12 protein-coding genes and 3 pseudogenes are annotated in these 13,997 nt (G+C 67.8%); 7 read left to right on the top strand and 8 right to left on the bottom strand.

The features are described 5' to 3' along the window. Nucleotides 1-36: 36 nt before the first annotated feature. Nucleotides 37-501: pseudogene (locus tag ACFV6X_RS28185) on the bottom strand (transposase); the annotation flags it as partial. A 712-nt stretch (nt 502-1,213) separates the two neighbouring features. Between ACFV6X_RS28185 and ACFV6X_RS28180 the strand changes: the two are divergent. Then, nucleotides 1,214-1,711, top strand: coding sequence for a hypothetical protein (locus ACFV6X_RS28180; protein ID WP_385387947.1), 498 nt, complete (start codon nt 1,214-1,216; stop codon nt 1,709-1,711). A gap of 8 nt (nt 1,712-1,719) precedes the next feature. Here the strand turns inward: ACFV6X_RS28180 and ACFV6X_RS28175 are convergent, their stop codons facing one another. Continuing rightward, on the bottom strand, nt 1,720-3,318 hold the full coding sequence (locus ACFV6X_RS28175) for an ISL3 family transposase (RefSeq protein WP_385387945.1): 1,599 nt from the start codon (nt 3,316-3,318) through the stop codon (nt 1,720-1,722). 255 nt (nt 3,319-3,573) lie between these two features. Between ACFV6X_RS28175 and ACFV6X_RS28170 the strand changes: the two genes are divergently transcribed. Next, entirely contained in the window at nt 3,574-4,605 is a 1,032-nt protein-coding gene (locus ACFV6X_RS28170) for a hypothetical protein (protein WP_385387942.1), read from the top strand. A 204-nt stretch (nt 4,606-4,809) separates the two neighbouring features. On the opposite strand, the gene ACFV6X_RS28165 is transcribed toward ACFV6X_RS28170, so the two are convergent. From ACFV6X_RS28165 to ACFV6X_RS28155, 3 genes and pseudogenes are all read right to left on the bottom strand, one after another. Further along, nucleotides 4,810-5,007, bottom strand: a complete 198-nt coding sequence (locus tag ACFV6X_RS28165; RefSeq protein ID WP_385387939.1) for a hypothetical protein — start codon at nt 5,005-5,007, stop codon at nt 4,810-4,812. After that, a complete protein-coding gene (locus ACFV6X_RS28160; protein ID WP_385387937.1) occupies nt 5,004-5,222 on the bottom strand; it encodes a LexA family protein in 219 nt (72 codons plus the stop codon). Before ACFV6X_RS28160 ends, ACFV6X_RS28165 begins: the two co-directional genes overlap by 4 nt. A 382-nt stretch (nt 5,223-5,604) precedes the next feature. After that, nucleotides 5,605-6,837, bottom strand: a pseudogene (locus ACFV6X_RS28155) (PP2C family protein-serine/threonine phosphatase). A gap of 258 nt (nt 6,838-7,095) precedes the next feature. Between ACFV6X_RS28155 and ACFV6X_RS28150 the strand changes: the two are divergent. Beyond that, nucleotides 7,096-7,737 (top strand): hypothetical protein, encoded by a 642-nt coding sequence (locus ACFV6X_RS28150; RefSeq protein ID WP_385387935.1) that lies wholly within the window; start codon nt 7,096-7,098, stop codon nt 7,735-7,737. Between the two features lie 371 nt (nt 7,738-8,108). On the opposite strand, the pseudogene ACFV6X_RS28145 reads toward ACFV6X_RS28150, so the two are convergent. Beyond that, nucleotides 8,109-8,444: pseudogene (locus tag ACFV6X_RS28145) on the bottom strand (GNAT family N-acetyltransferase); the annotation flags it as partial. A gap of 135 nt (nt 8,445-8,579) precedes the next feature. Next, complete coding sequence (locus tag ACFV6X_RS28140; protein ID WP_385387932.1) at nt 8,580-9,104, bottom strand: hypothetical protein; 525 nt, start codon at nt 9,102-9,104, stop codon at nt 8,580-8,582. Nucleotides 9,105-9,648: 544 nt separating this feature from the next. Between ACFV6X_RS28140 and ACFV6X_RS28135 the strand changes: the two genes are divergently transcribed. The 4 genes from ACFV6X_RS28135 (at nt 9,649) to ACFV6X_RS28120 (ending at nt 12,870) form a co-directional block, all read left to right on the top strand. After that, on the top strand, nt 9,649-9,924 hold the full coding sequence (locus ACFV6X_RS28135) for a hypothetical protein (protein WP_385387930.1): 276 nt from the start codon (nt 9,649-9,651) through the stop codon (nt 9,922-9,924). 868 nt (nt 9,925-10,792) lie between these two features. Then, entirely contained in the window at nt 10,793-11,251 is a 459-nt protein-coding gene (locus tag ACFV6X_RS28130) for an SPW repeat protein (protein ID WP_385388032.1), read from the top strand. Nucleotides 11,252-12,313: 1,062 nt separating this feature from the next. Then, complete coding sequence (locus ACFV6X_RS28125; RefSeq protein ID WP_385387927.1) at nt 12,314-12,508, top strand: hypothetical protein; 195 nt, start codon at nt 12,314-12,316, stop codon at nt 12,506-12,508. 86 nt (nt 12,509-12,594) lie between these two features. Beyond that, complete coding sequence (locus tag ACFV6X_RS28120; RefSeq protein WP_385387925.1) at nt 12,595-12,870, top strand: hypothetical protein; 276 nt, start codon at nt 12,595-12,597, stop codon at nt 12,868-12,870. 219 nt (nt 12,871-13,089) lie between these two features. Here the strand turns inward: ACFV6X_RS28120 and ACFV6X_RS28115 are convergent, their stop codons facing one another. Further along, nucleotides 13,090-13,434, bottom strand: coding sequence for a MerR family transcriptional regulator (locus ACFV6X_RS28115; RefSeq protein ID WP_385387923.1), 345 nt, complete (start codon nt 13,432-13,434; stop codon nt 13,090-13,092). Between the last annotated feature and the right edge of the window lie 563 nt (nt 13,435-13,997).

Here is a 13,997-nt window from a genome sequence, read left to right as displayed (position 1 = left end):
CCACCACCACCGGCCCCCGGGACGGCATCGAACGCCTCATCCAACTCCTCGACGAAGAACCCTCCTCCTTCCGGAGACCCCTCCAGCAATCCGAAACACCGCCACAGCCAGCCCCTTAACTGGCCCTGACAAAGCCTCTGGACGTGGCGGTGGGTGATCAGACAGACGGCTTCCGAGGAACGCTTCGTTGATGTCGTCGCGCCTTTCCCAGCGGATGCGCAGGCGGCGGAAGCCGTGCAGCCATGTCGGGCCGTCTCCGCGGTCGGCCGACAACCCCGGCCACCGCCGGGATCTTGTCGAGCAGGGGCAGCAACTGGGTTACGTCGTTGCGGTTGCCGCCGGTCAGCGACACGGCGAGCGGGATGCCCTGGCCGTCGGTGATGACGTGGTGCTTGCTGCCCGGGCGTGCGCGATCGACCGGACTGCGCCCGCTTTTGGCCCTCGCCGGGCCGCTCTGGCGTGCGAGGTGTCGATCACCGCCCGGGACCAGTCCAGCGGTCCATGGGTGGGGAATGGCACGCGGTCAGGTGCGCCATCCGAACCGACTGTCGCGGAGGCGTGCACGTTCGCCGCGGGCGCCGGCCTCTTGATCACAAGGTCGGGCGTCGCTCCCGGACTCCCGCGTCGTGCCCGGCAACGGCCGGGCGGATCCGGAAAAGGAAATCGGGCAGGCGACAGGGATGACTTCGACCCGGTCCACCACGGATGAGCTCATGGCTTCCTCAGCGGCCTCCGAGCGGACACCCGCCCCCGCAGCCGACCACAGCCAAACCGAGGCCGAACGGCTGCGCACGGAAAACCGGCAGCTGCGACAGGCCGTTGGTTCGTACACCGGGGTCGGCCAGGCCATCGGCGTCCTGACCGTCCTGGGTGAGACCCGCAGGACGGTTTCACCGTGCTCAGGGAGGTCTCCCAGCACACCAACATCAAGCTCACCCAGGTCGCCGAAGAGATCCTCAAACACGCCCAAGGCGCCGCGCTCCCCGAGTGCTGCACGCAGCCCTCGCCCGCCACACTCCCGGTACACGGCCGGAGCCCTGAATTTCACGCGGTGCCCAGTCCATCGCTGGAGACGGTTGTGGCGCCAGACGCCGAAGTGCCTCCCGAACTGAGGTTCTTGTCCAACTTCTGTGGAGCCCTCACACTCTGTAACCTGACGGGGCTGGATGCCCCTTCGTTACTTGCGGACAGACCTGTTTGGGATCATGCCCGCATGGACTTCGACCTCGCCCCACCAAACGGCGTTGGCCCGTTGCGGATCGGTATGACTCGACACGCGGCCAACACCGCGTTGGACTCGCTCCGCGATCCTTCTGCGATCTCGGAGTCCGACCGGTCGGGACAGCACGTGTTCCGTCCCAGCGGGCGGATGATCAGCATCCACTGCGCGCGCGACATGCTCGAAGCCATCGAGCTGGGAAGACCGTCGTCCCAGACGGACCGAGTGTTGTTCCAGGGTGTGGACGTGTTCACGCCTCCGGCCCGCGAGGTTGTCCGGCGCGTCGGTGAGCTCACCTCGATCGAGGAAGATCCTGACGACGATGCTTCATTCATCGCCCCGGACTTGCTGCTGAGCTTCTGGCGTCCGTTCGCAGCCGATGATGAGCCGGAAGAAGAACAGGGCTACTACTTCAGCTCGGTCGTGCTGGCACGGCCTGGCTACTACGACACCCCCGCTCAGGCTGCGGAGCGACTCGAGCAGAGCTCGTGACTGTCCCGTCAGGATGCCAACAGGACTCGTTTCCGCAAGAGGCTGAAGCCGGCACGGCCGTACATCTGGCGCTTGATCATTTTGATCCGGTTGACGTGGCCTTCGACGATGCCGGAGCTCCACGGCAGCGTTAGGCCGGCGGTGACAGCTACGAGATCTCGTTCGAGGCCGTTGACGAAGGCGTGGAGGCTGGGCAGGTCGTCAGCGCGGACCGCCTTGATCCATTGAGGGAGCTGGTCACCCTGGAGCTGGGTCAGCATCTTCCCGAACGCGCGGACGTGCCCAGTGAGGGCATCGAGTTCGGGGCAGCCGGCAAGGACGGATTTGAGCTTCAGGCGCTCGCTCTCCTGCAGGGTGTCGGGGTGAGTCAGGATCCAGCCGGTGACCGTGCGTGGGGACGGCGGACGGGCTGCAGGTGCGGTCGGGGATGTGCGGAACGGCTGGAGGTAGGCGCGGACGGCGCCGTAGCCGCCGGTGTAGCCGTGCGTCTTGATCTCTTCCCAGAGGGTCCAGGCGTTCGTGCAACTCTCAGACCACCGCTCGTGCAGGTAGGGCTTGAAGTTGTCGAGCTTCGTCCTGCGGTTCTGCCACTGCCCCTGGAACAGGTCTTCCGGCCTGGCGGCGTCGGCCAGCCGTTGAACGGTGCGGTAGGTCATGCCGAGCTGTCGCTGGATCGAGCGTCGGCTGTGGCCGGCGGCCAGCAGCGCGTGGACGGTGGCGTGCTTGGCACGGGTGCGGTCGGCGAACCGGTGCCCGGTGGGCCATGGCGACCCGCTCTCGGCCGGTTCCGGAGCCGCAGTCTTCTCCGGCTCCGACTCTGCGAAGGTCGCACGGAGGCACGGGCGGTGGCGGGAGACGCACCGCTCGGCCGCTTCGCCGAGGTTGCGCCAGAGGTGGCATCGGTCGGCGACCTGGACCGCGGTAGGCGCGCCGATGCTGGCGCCTTCGGCGAAGTACGGGGCGCGGTCGCGGCAGACGACCTCGATGCTCGGGTGCTCGGCCAGCCAGGTCGCGACAGTGCCTGCCTCGCGATCCGGCAGGAGGTCCACCGGTCTGCGGGTCTCGACGTCGACCAGCACGGTCCCGTAGATACGGCCTTGCGCATCGCGTATTCGTCGACGCCGACCACACGCGGGGCCTGTGGCTGGGGTTCCGGGAGAGCGTCGACCAACCGCAGGACTGTGTTCCGGCTGACCCTCGCCGGCGAAGACGTCGGCCAGCCGGGCACCGGCGCGACCGGCCAGGGCGAGGCCGACCTCGGCCAGCGCCGACCGCATTCGCTCGGTCCGCTGGCTGTACCGACGGGTCAGGCCCGCAACCTGCTCGACGAACGTCCGCTGCCCGCAGGAGACGTCTTTGCACGTGAAGCGCCGGACACGAAGCTGCAGCACCACCCGCCGTCCCGACATGGGGAGGTCAGCGGGAAACCGCAGGTAAGTGCCGTGCACCCGCCCCGACCAGCTTCCGCAGCCTGGGCACCGAGCCCCGGTCGTCCGGCATCTGACACCGATTCGGATCACCTCGCCATCGTCCTGCATCGACTCCACCTTGATCCCCGGATCCGCCAGGAAGAGCAGCTCTTCCAGCCGGAGCAGTACCTCGCACACAGCCCAGAACCATCAGCTCAAACGCGGTCGGCACCGGCAGTTTCCAGACGATCTCGTGTGACTGAACGCGATAGGTGGCCCCTGAGCATTCCGGTTGGCCCGACCGCATTTCGCCCTGAGAAGGGTGCCTTCCGGGTTCTCGGTGCTTCGTGGTGTGTCGGGATGTGCCCCTGGATGTCCGGCAGCCGACCGGCGGGGACGGACGGGCGGGCGGGCATGATCGAATCTCTGGGGATTCGATGGCGGGGGTGTGGTGTGAGGGATTGGTGGATCGATCCGGCGTTCGAGATGTGCCGGGCGCTGGTGAACGGAGCGGATCTGGCCTCGTTCGCGGGAGGCTCGTTCGATGTGCGGGCGGTGGTGGCCGGCATCCAGTCCGGGGCCCACAGCGGGTTGCTTCTCGACGCCGTTCCGTGGGGGAACTTCCCTCACGGGAACGATGCCCGGAAGGCCGTTCACCTGCTGCACACCGGCGAGGACCCCGCAAGCCACGCGACGGGCGTGCTGGGGGGCCTGTGTGCCAACGACAGCCGGGCCGCCGTCGCCCTCACCGTACCGTTCCTGATCCCCATCGCCACCGATGCCCACCACCCACACCGTGCCGCCGCCCTCGGCGTACTCTCCAGCCCGGCCCGCGCCCAGCACTTCGGCGTCGCCTCCCGCGATGAACTCCTGCTCCACCGCACCGATCCTCGGCGTCACGCCCCCGACGACTACGACGACTACGGCGTCGAGGTGACCGGCTACCCGGCAGGCTGGTCGGTGGCCGCCGCCCGCGCCGCGATCACCGCCGAAGCACCCGTGCTCCTGCCCCTTCTCAACGACTCCGACCCCACCATCCGCATCGACGCCGCCTACACTCTGGCCACCGCTGGCGACCCCGACCACACGGTCCGAAGCGACCTCGCTGCCAGGTTCGCCACGGAGCATGACGCCATAGTCCGTGCCGCCCTGCTCCTTGCCGCCGCGGAGACCAGTCGGGCCCACGCGCATCCGCCGACCGTCTGGTGGCTCCGTGAGCGGTGGCAAGACTGGACAGAGGCGCCCGAAGTCCGCCTGGCCGCGGCGATCGGCTGGCTCTGCGTCACGGACGAACCCGCCCCCGAGGACCTCCACCAGACCATCAACACTTTCGCCACAGACGAACGCGCGCATGCCATGGACGCCCTGCCGTGGATGAACGCCGCCGCCGGATCCGGTGAACCGGGACTCCGGCGCTGTATTCGCTGCATGCTCCACCCCGAAGAGCCCGAACCGTCGGACGACCCCTGGGCCTCCTCGCCTTGAGCGCCCAACCTCGGCCCCGTTTGTGCATCGAAGTTGTCCACCGGGGCCAGGTACGGTGCTCGGTCACATTTCGCGGGACCTACCAGCAACGCCCACGGTCACAGGGAGTAGGCACACCACAGAAGTTGGACCAGAACCCGAACTGATGGAGAAGCTGCTCCTCGACACGCACTGAGTGGAGGCCATGCCGGGCGCTCCGGCGTCCTACCGGTGGGGCCAGGCGGCCAGGACGTGGTCGGTCTCTTCGTCGCTGAGGGTGAGGTGGGCGTCGGGCATGCTGCCGTACTTGCCGACCCACCGCCGGAACTTGTCGCGCCCGGTCTCCTCACTTCCCCACCAGCCGTGCTGCACCGGCCGGCCACCAGTGGCGAGCAGCAGATGGTAGCGGCCTGGGCTGTTCACGCGAGGCGGATTTCTCTCCACCGGCTCGGCTCGCGCACGATCGCAGCCTTCGCCTCCAGCTCCGCCAGCTGGTAGTGCACCGACGCCCCGCTGCGCATGCCGACGGCTGCCCCGATCTGCTGCATCGTCGGCGCGTGGCCGTGATCGGCGATGTGCTGGCGGATACAGACCAGGACGCGCTCCTGGGTGTCGGTGAGGTGGTCCACGCGATGCATACTTCTATTAGAGCTCTTGTTCGATTAGGTGGACAAGTGGAGAGACACGGCAGCCGGGAGCAGCAGGTGAGTGGGCAGGAGCCGCTCTCGCGTCTCGACGCGCTGCACTGCGCCCGGCGCGTCGTGGAGCAGCAGCCTGTCCAGCAGCTGCGGGTCATCGACCGCTGTATCGCCGACGAGGAACGACGTGAGGCGGAGCGGCGGCGGGGTGAGGAGCGGCGGCCGCCCCCGCGGGACTTGGCTGGTCCAGTACGGTCTCAACGACGCGAACGTAGCGGGTACCGCCGTGCATCCACTGCCGACCTGACACAGCCGAAGAGGCGCGGCGCGAGAGCTTCTCCCCGGCCGCCTGCCACCGTTCAGGCGAGCGCCCTGGTCACGGCTACCTATTCGTGCGGCCGACTGAGGCTTGCTGAGTGTCCGCGCCGGAGCTGACGTGCCGATGCGTTTCCTGCGGGCCGTGCCAGTCCAGGCACATCACGGTGGCATCGTCTTCGAGTCGGCCGCTGGCGACGTCCCGGACAGCGGACGTCAGCGTCAGCGCGGTCTCCCGCGGGTGCAGGTCCCGGGTTTGTTCCAGCAGGGCGGGCAGATCGACCTTCTCCCCATGCCGTTCGAGCATGCCGTCGGTGAACATGAGCAGACGGTCACCCGGGCGCAGATCGAGGTCCTGAACGCGGTAGGGACGCGGCGCGAGCGAGGACAGCCCGAAGGGATGGTCCACCTTGCAGGTGATCACTTCCACAGCGCCCTCACGCATGCGCAGTGGTCAGGGGTGGCCGGCGTTGACGAGCTGGGCCTGCCCGGTGTGGAGATTGATGCGCAGCAGCTGCCCGGTCGCGTGACCGTGCCCGTGGTCGATCAGTGCCTGGTCGGCCCGGTGGGCCTGCTCGGCCAGACCGGCTCCTGCGCGGCGGGCGCCGCGCAGGGCGCCCACCAGGACGGTGGCGGCCAGGGCGGCGTCGATGTCGTGGCCCATGGGATCGGTCACCGATACGTGCAGGGTGTCGCGGTCCAGGGTGTAGTCGAAGGTGTCGCCGCTGAGGTCTTCGGAGGGCTCCAGGCTCCCGCACAGTGTGAATTGTGCCGCCTCGCACGATAGTGACGGGGGCAGCAGCTGGTACTGGATTTCTGCAGCCAGGGTCGGGGGCTTGGAGCGTTTGCCCCAGGTGTAGAGGTCGGTGAAGCGCCCATTGGCGATCACGACGTAGGCCAGGGCGTGGGCGGCTTCCCCGACCGCATCAAGGACGTCTTGGCCGGGGTCGGCCGGCAGGAGTAGTTCCAGCAGCCCGATCGCATCCCCCCGGTTGGTGACCGGCACGATCACCCGCTGTCCCTGGCCGGTCGCCTCCTGATACAGCCGCTGGGTACGAATCACCGTCTCGTAGACGCTGCCGAACAGGGGGATCCGCTCCGCTTCCCGCCCACCCTCCGCGGTCTCGGCAGTGGGCAGCCGCGCCACCGCCTTCCCCGTCAGGTCCACGATGAGAAAAGAGACCTCCGTGGCCTCGAAGCGCTGCCGCAGGTCCTCGGCGACTACGTCAACGGCTTCCACCGGCGCCGCTGTCTCCGCTGCCGTCAGCAGCCGGGGAAGTTCACTCTGCCCACCACTCACGACCACGGCCCCTTCCACCAGCCCCTCCCACCAGCTTGGGAACCTCCAGGATGAGCGTCAATCTGTGGCCAGCGCGGTAAGCGCGAAGGCGGTCACGTTGTCGTTCCCGGAAATGAGTAAGTCCTGGCGTCCGTCGCGGACGGGGCCGTCACGTCTGCCCTGGTCGCAAAACTCGGCGAGAGGCTGGCCGGATCCGTCCCACTGCTGGGCAGCCAGAGCTGGGACGCGCACAGGCGTCCCGTTTGTTTCGATGGAACCGTGTCTCACGAGACACGGCAAAGTCTGGAGAAGGACGGCTACCGCGCCCAGCTCGCCGTGTGTGCGGACGGGCGGGTGCTGCTGCGCTCAAGGCAGCGGACGGACATGACGGCCTGGTTTCCGGAGATTCGGACCGCGGCACTTGCGCAACTTCCGGCGGACACCGGGCTGGATGGCGAGCTGGTGGTGTGGGAGTCTGGCCGGCTGGCGTTCGAACGGCTCCAGCAATGCCTCACCCGTCGCGGGGCCGGTGCGGCGAAGGCCGGGCAGGAGTGGTCGGCGCACTACGTGGTCTTCGACCTGGTCCATGCGGGCGCTGATCTGACGGGCCGGCCGTACGCGCGGCGGCGGGCGGCCCTGGAAGAGCTGTTCGCATCGCGGGAGCTGCGGGCGCCGCTGACGCTGTGCCCGGCGACCACCGACCCGGCAGTGGCCCGTGAATGGCTGTCGTGGACGGCGGCCGGGCTGGAGGGGCTGTGCTTCAAGCGGCTCGACGGCCCCTACGTGCCGGGTGCCCGGTCGTGGCAGAAGTACAAGGTGCGGGTCACCGCCGAGGCCATCATCGGCGCCGTCACCGGCACCCTTACCGCGCCGCGCACGGTACTGCTGGGCCGCTACGACACGGCGGGCCGCCTGCAATAGACCGGACGCAGCACCACCCTGACCCAGTCCACCAGCCGCACCCTCGCCGGCGTATTGGCCGCCCCGGCAGGCGCCTACCCCTGGGCGGGGTGGACGTTCAGCGCGGGTGGGGAACGCGGGACACTCTCGTCATGCAGCTGGTGCAGCCCAGACATCGTGATGGAAGTCGCCGTCGACGTCGCACGCGACGCCTCAGGGCGATGGCGCCACCCCGTCCGGGCACACCGCCTCCGCACAGACATCGACCCAGCACAGGTCCCGCTGTTCGGTGGAACTGACCCCTGACCTGCCGTGGTCAGGCTCATGGATGACTCCTACCGCCTCGCCAGCACACGGGCACGAGCTGAGGAGCCGGCGAAGGCCGGCTGAGCTCACGGCGACCAGACATATTGTGTCGTCGTGGTGACCGCGTGCAGGCCAAGCCGGGTGAGGATCGGGGCGCTGTCTGCCAAGGCGTCGACGTAGACGTAGACGTAGACGTAGGGGATATCGCGGGCAGCAGCGAGCTGGGCTCGGTGGGCGACCATGGCCCGGTAGATGCCCTGTCCGCGCCATTCGTTGAGCGTAGAGCCGCCCCAGAGGCCGCCGAAGTCGACGCCGTCGTTAAACACTAGCCAGGCGGCGCAGACAACTTCGGTGCGCGCCTCGGCGACGAGTACGACGGTGTTTTCTGGGGCGTTCTCGATCCGGGCGGCCAGGTCGTCGCAAGAGTCGCGATCAATGACCGTACTTGCCGACCCACCGCCGGAACTTGTCGCGCGCAGTCTCCTCACCTGCCCACCAGCCGTGCTGCACCGGCCGACCCCCGGCGGCGAGCAACAGGTGGAAGCGGCCGGGACTGGTCATGCGAGGCGGGTCCCCCTCCACCGCCCCGGCTCACGCACGATCGCGCACTTCACCTCCAGCTCGGCCAGCTGGTAGTGCACCGAGGTCCTGCTGCGCATGCCGACGGCTGTCCCGATCTGCTGGATCGTCGGCGCGTGGCCGTGATCGGCGATGTGCCGGCGCATGCAGGCCAGGACGCGCTCCTGGGTGTCGGTGAGGTGGTCCACGCGATGCATACTTCTATTAGAGCGCTTGTTCGAATAGGTGGGCAAGCGGACGTCCGGCAGCTGCGGCTCATCGACCGCTGGATCGCCGATGAGGAACGACGCGAGACGGAGCGGCGCCGCGGCGAGGAACGGCGGCCGGCCCCGCCGGACTGGCTGGCCCAGTACGGCCTCAACCACACGAACCTGGACGGCGGGCACAACGGCGACTGCTCGGCAGCCGCCGACGGCGGACGATGCCGCCCCGCGACCCGGCAGCAGGTGGTCGACGCCCTGCGCCAGCAGGTCCCCGCCGTGCATCCACTGCCGACCCGACACAGCCCTCGGTGTTTTGGAGTGACGCAGAGAGCTCCCGCCAGCGTGCTGGCCGGGACTGAACTCGCGAAGGGGGTGTGTTCGTGAAGAGCGGTCGCCTGCACGGCGACAGGCTGTGCGGGCTTCAGCCGAACGATCACCCCGCATGCGAGACGTGAGGCCCGGGGACGCTGCCCCCCTTCACCATCACGCGCTGCTTACGCGCTGCCCCGCGATTGTTCCGCAGCTGCCAGCCACCCGGGCCAGATCCTGAAGACCGACGTCACGCCATGTCCCGAATTGGCCCACAGCATCCCCTAGGGTGCGGCGCCGTTCGCATGCCCACGAGGTGCACAGCGTTCCCCTGGAGGGGAAACGGTCGGGGACGGCATGTCCGTCGCAGGACCCGTCTGGGATGCTGAAGGCCAGGCTCGACAGGGGGCAGACGGTGTATACGGAACCTATGGCGCGAGCCGTTTTGGAACCAGCAGTACTCAAGCTGATACGGCAATACCCCCGTGGCAGGTCGTTCTCCACGACGGTCACATTCGGCGGGGACGGCTTCAGCATGTGCGCCCACATACGGGCGCAGTGGGCGGCACCCGGGCAGGTGAAGATCGCACTGGCCTGTTGGGCCGTCGACATGGACACCGCACGCTATCTCGGTGACAACCCACCTGCGGGGGAGGAGATGCGCCTGCCACCGGAAGGCACAGCGGAGTGGGACGAGGAACTGACCAGCCGGGTGATCGGCCACCTCGCAGCTCGTATGAACGCTCTTGCCACCGCCCTGCCGACCACCGACGAACACCTCACCATCACCGTGCCTCTCGTCCTGACGTAGTCCGGTTGAAGGGTCGGCCGCACAAGGCAGCAGTCCCGCCAGCACAATGGAAACCTTGACGCGCTTGCCCACAGGTTCACGCCGCAGCTCGAAACTGCGGCACACCGCCATCACGATCTCCAGACCGTGCTGCCCGACCCGGCCCGGATCAACAGGACAGGCCGCCGACAGCGCCGGATCGGCGTCCCCCACGCTGATCTCCACCGCACCGTCGCTGACCTCCAGGTCCAGCAGGCACGGCCCGGACGCGTACTTGTAAGCGTTGGCTACAAGCTCGCTGACCACCGGCTCGACCACGCCCGTCGCACGGTCCGACACCTGAACCCGTGAACGGCCTGCACCTCGGTCATGAACCGGCGGGCCGCATGCCGGGACTCAGCGATCGGCTCACCGCCGTCCAAGGCCACCGCGGACAGAACGGGGCGGCTGACCAGCGGCTCATATTCGTCTTCGTGCACCACTCGGCCACACCGCCACCCACCCCGAGCCACACGGCTGATGGCGCCCCGATACCCCTGAAACGGGGCCACACCAGGCTCGATGCACGCAGAAATCCGACCGGCTCCCACCGTCCCGAATCGCAGCACCTGCAGCCGCCCGGTGTGCTGTGCTGCGCAGTCTTCCCGCAGCGGCCGCAGCGGCTGCCGCATCAGTCACGTACGACGACTGCGCCCTGCCCGGCTACCGCCCGCATCCTGGAACGGGGACTGGCGGACGACGCACTCCCTAATAGTGCACTGCCTGCAACAACGACGAGATTGTCTGAATTGGGAGACTCTGCCGCTTTTATCACTACCTTATGGGTACCTGGGTGGTCGAACAACGAGCTCTCACACAGGAGACGATCGTGACTCACACCCGCCCCACCATGGAATCGCATCCCGACATCTTGGAGATGCGGGCTCGCCACGAACGTGCAGCCACCACCCCACGCGCACAAGCCATCGAAGCCATGGGCGTGATCACCGGCCTGTACCTGGCCGCTTCACCCTGGATCGCAGGCTTCAACAACCTCTCAACCCTGGCCGTCACCAACTTGATCACAGGTCTGGCCTATGCGCTGCTCATGGGCGGCTTCGGCCATGCCTACGAGCGCACCCACAGCATGGCTTGGGCTGCCGCCGCACTCGGCGCCTGGACTGTCATCGCACCGTGGGTGGTAGCCGGTGACGTGGACACCACACGAACCATCACCAACAACATCATCGTCGGGTTGATCGCACTCCTGTTGGCCCTGGCCGCTGCCTCCAACGCGAGCATGCGATCCGATCGCAGGATGCGCGGTACCTCATCCGGATACGGAGGTCGCACCTCTTCCGAAAGTTAACCCCCGCCTGAGACGCGAACATCCAGTCGTCCCAAGATCTTCGCCGCCGACGGCGCAAAGCGGCAGATCGTGCTGCGCGAGGCGGGGAACAGCTACGTGGCGATCGTCCGTCACGCCGACACCGGCCTGAGAACCATTAGCCCGACCCCCCAGCCGGACGCCGACGGGAAGACCGGCGCCTTGCCGTGCGAGCCGCCTAGCCATGACGAAGTCGCGGTAGCCGTCGCCGTTGAAGTCGTCGGGCAGCTCTGCGGGGCCGACGACGCCGCGGGGCGGCGTCAAAAGCGGCGTGCGGACTGCTGCCGCGGGGGCCACGGCAGCCGCGAGGGCGGTACTTCACCCATGCTGGGTGATGCGCGAAGAGCCCATACAAGTCGAGTCGAGCATGAGGTCACCTGCATCGAAAGATGGTAGTGACCTCATGCTCTACGAGTTTCGCGTCCTGGGCCATGTCTCGTCGGAAGCAGACTACGCATTTCCCGAACTCGGGACAGTGACCATCGGTGACCTGGTCTTCTACGGCGCCGTGATCGACGAGGCGCACCTGTTGGAGCTGCTAGCCCGGCCGCCTGTCAGTCTGGCGGCCGGGCCACGCTGGATCGCTTCGGTTGGGACACAAGGATATTCCGCCCCGATTCGGCCGCTACACGCGGTCGGGGCCACCCCGGCGAGCGGTCCACCCAGTCCATGAAGACCTGAGCCTTGTCGTCGAAGCGGCGGTCCAGAAGGGACATTGGAGCGCGCAGCGGTATCCGACGTCCATCCGACACGTGCACGACCACCGTCCGGACCCCAGCGGTCTTCTGGACCGTGTACCCCCGAGTCGGGCCCCGGGGGGATTCCTCACCCCGGGGGCCCGCGTGATCCCTGCGGAGCTGCGGCAGGCCTTGCGGGGGACGTCAGTTGCGGCGCTTGAACAGCGCGATGAAAAGACCCGGGCGCAGCTGGGACAAGGCCGACCGGCAGTCAGAACAGTGGCGGCCACCCTCTGCGGGCACGTCGGCGTAGCGGATGCCAGGCTGTCCGGCACGGGTCACCGGCAAGAGCAGACAGCCAGGTCCGGTGGTCTGGGTGCGGACGGCCGCGTCCCGCGCTCAGCGCGAGGGAGACAAGAGCGAGCCGCAGCAGCTGAGCAAGGCAGAGCTGTGCGAGCGGGCAGCCGAACAGGACATCACCGGCCGCTTCGGGCTGAGCCGCGAGCAGCTCATCGACGCACTCACCCATCCGTCGCGCCGACGGAAGAAGAGCGCCGACTGATTCAAAAACGCATCTATTCCGTGATGAATAGGATGCATCTTCAGTGGTTACTCCGTCCCCCGACCACGCAGAACGGAGACCATTCAATGATCATCAAGAAGATGCACGAAATGGGCGTCCGCAGCGAACACGCCTACATGGCTGCCATAGCCTCCATAGGGCTCACCGTCGCGGCCTGGGCCGGCTCGCTCAGGCTGGAGCCGGGTGCCGGGGTGGCCCGCGCCGACCGCTGGGGCCTCTTCGTCGGCGAATGGGCACCCACCTTCTTCGGCCTCGGCCTCGCCCTCTCCCACTACGAACAGACCGAAGGCAACCTCGGCGCGACCGTTCACGAACTCCGAGAGCACCAGAAGGCCGGCTGACCATGCAACTGCGCCTGCTCTGGCCAAGGGACGGGCCCACGAGCTGTCACGGCCTCAGACACCCGAGCGTCAGAGCTGCTGGCATGGCTCGCCCCCGGGTGAGCAGGCCTGGGGCCAATGGCGTAGTCCGAGCCGTTGCGTGCGGTCAGGCGTGGTGCAGGTAGTACACCCCTTACGGCGCAGTCGCGAAGCCCTGTGAGAGTTCAGCAGTCAGCTGTCTCAATCCGCGGCGGCGGCCGTCGGGTTCGTCGATTCGGCGGCGCGGCGGTATTCGGCGTTGAGGCGCTGGGCTTCTTCGAGCTGGTCTTCCAGGATCACGATGCGGCAGGCGGCCTCTATGGGAGTGCCGTGGTCGACGAGTTCCCGGGCGCGTGCGGCGATGCGCAGTTGGTAGCGGGAGTAGCGGCGGTGGCCGCCGGCGGAGCGCAGCGGGGTGATGAGGCGGTGTTCGCCGATGGCGCGGAGGAAGCTCTGGGTGGTGCCGAGCAGTTCGGCGGCCCGGCCCATGGTGTAGGCGGGATAGTCGTCGTCGTCGAGACGGCCGAAGGTGTCGTCTGCTGTCATTGCACCTCTCTGTGGAACGCGTGGAGGGGCCCTGGCGCCATTGGCGCCAGGGCCCCGAAGGAACGACTACACCATCTGCCGGCCCTGGTACTGCGCCGGCCTTCTGTTTCCGCTGATCCGACCAGGCTGCGGTCGGGGGCGCGGGGATCGCGGTTGCTTGACCGGAGACCACCTCACTATCGATGTCCTGCGGTACCCGGGCTCAACATCTTTGCCCGGGCGATCCTGATGGTGCTCGGCTCCTCCGTTCTTCCCTCTTGATCAACACTTACCAACGGGGACTGGGTACTGCGGTACTGCGCACTGCTCTGTACTGCTGGTGATACGAACTGCTGGTGACCTGACCAAGCGTCACCTTCCGACAGCCAGCCCCGTCGCCCGTCCTGCGTCTGCTCTGGCTTGGAACCCCACTGCCGAACCTCCCGGTGCGCGCGCCCGCAGCCGACGCCTTCACCGAGGTACTGCTCACCGACTTCACTGCTGGGTATGGCGAACTGCACTTACTGAACTGCTAATGCGGTACTGCTCACGGCAGCCCCTGATCACTGCGGGCCACCCGGTCC

The organism is Streptomyces sp. NPDC059861 (assembly GCF_042731435.1).
In the GTDB taxonomy this organism is placed as follows: Bacteria; Actinomycetota; Actinomycetes; order Streptomycetales; family Streptomycetaceae; genus Streptomyces.
Note: the sequence above shows the minus strand (reverse complement) of the source record. Positions and strands in the feature narration are given on the sequence as shown.

What these genes read in the sequence shown, in the direction of transcription:
- ACFV6X_RS28120 (WP_385387925.1), top strand. Translation starts at nt 12,595, where the DNA reads ATGATCATCAAGAAGATGCACGAAATGGGCGTCCGCAGCGAACACGCC.
- ACFV6X_RS28130 (WP_385388032.1), top strand. Translation starts at nt 10,793, where the DNA reads ATGGAATCGCATCCCGACATCTTGGAGATGCGGGCTCGCCACGAACGT.
- ACFV6X_RS28160 (WP_385387937.1), bottom strand. Translation starts at nt 5,222, where the DNA reads ATGCATCGCGTGGACCACCTCACCGACACCCAGGAGCGCGTCCTGGTC.
- ACFV6X_RS28135 (WP_385387930.1), top strand. Translation starts at nt 9,649, where the DNA reads ATGTGCGCCCACATACGGGCGCAGTGGGCGGCACCCGGGCAGGTGAAG.
- ACFV6X_RS28115 (WP_385387923.1), bottom strand. Translation starts at nt 13,434, where the DNA reads ATGACAGCAGACGACACCTTCGGCCGTCTCGACGACGACGACTATCCC.
- ACFV6X_RS28180 (WP_385387947.1), top strand. Translation starts at nt 1,214, where the DNA reads ATGGACTTCGACCTCGCCCCACCAAACGGCGTTGGCCCGTTGCGGATC.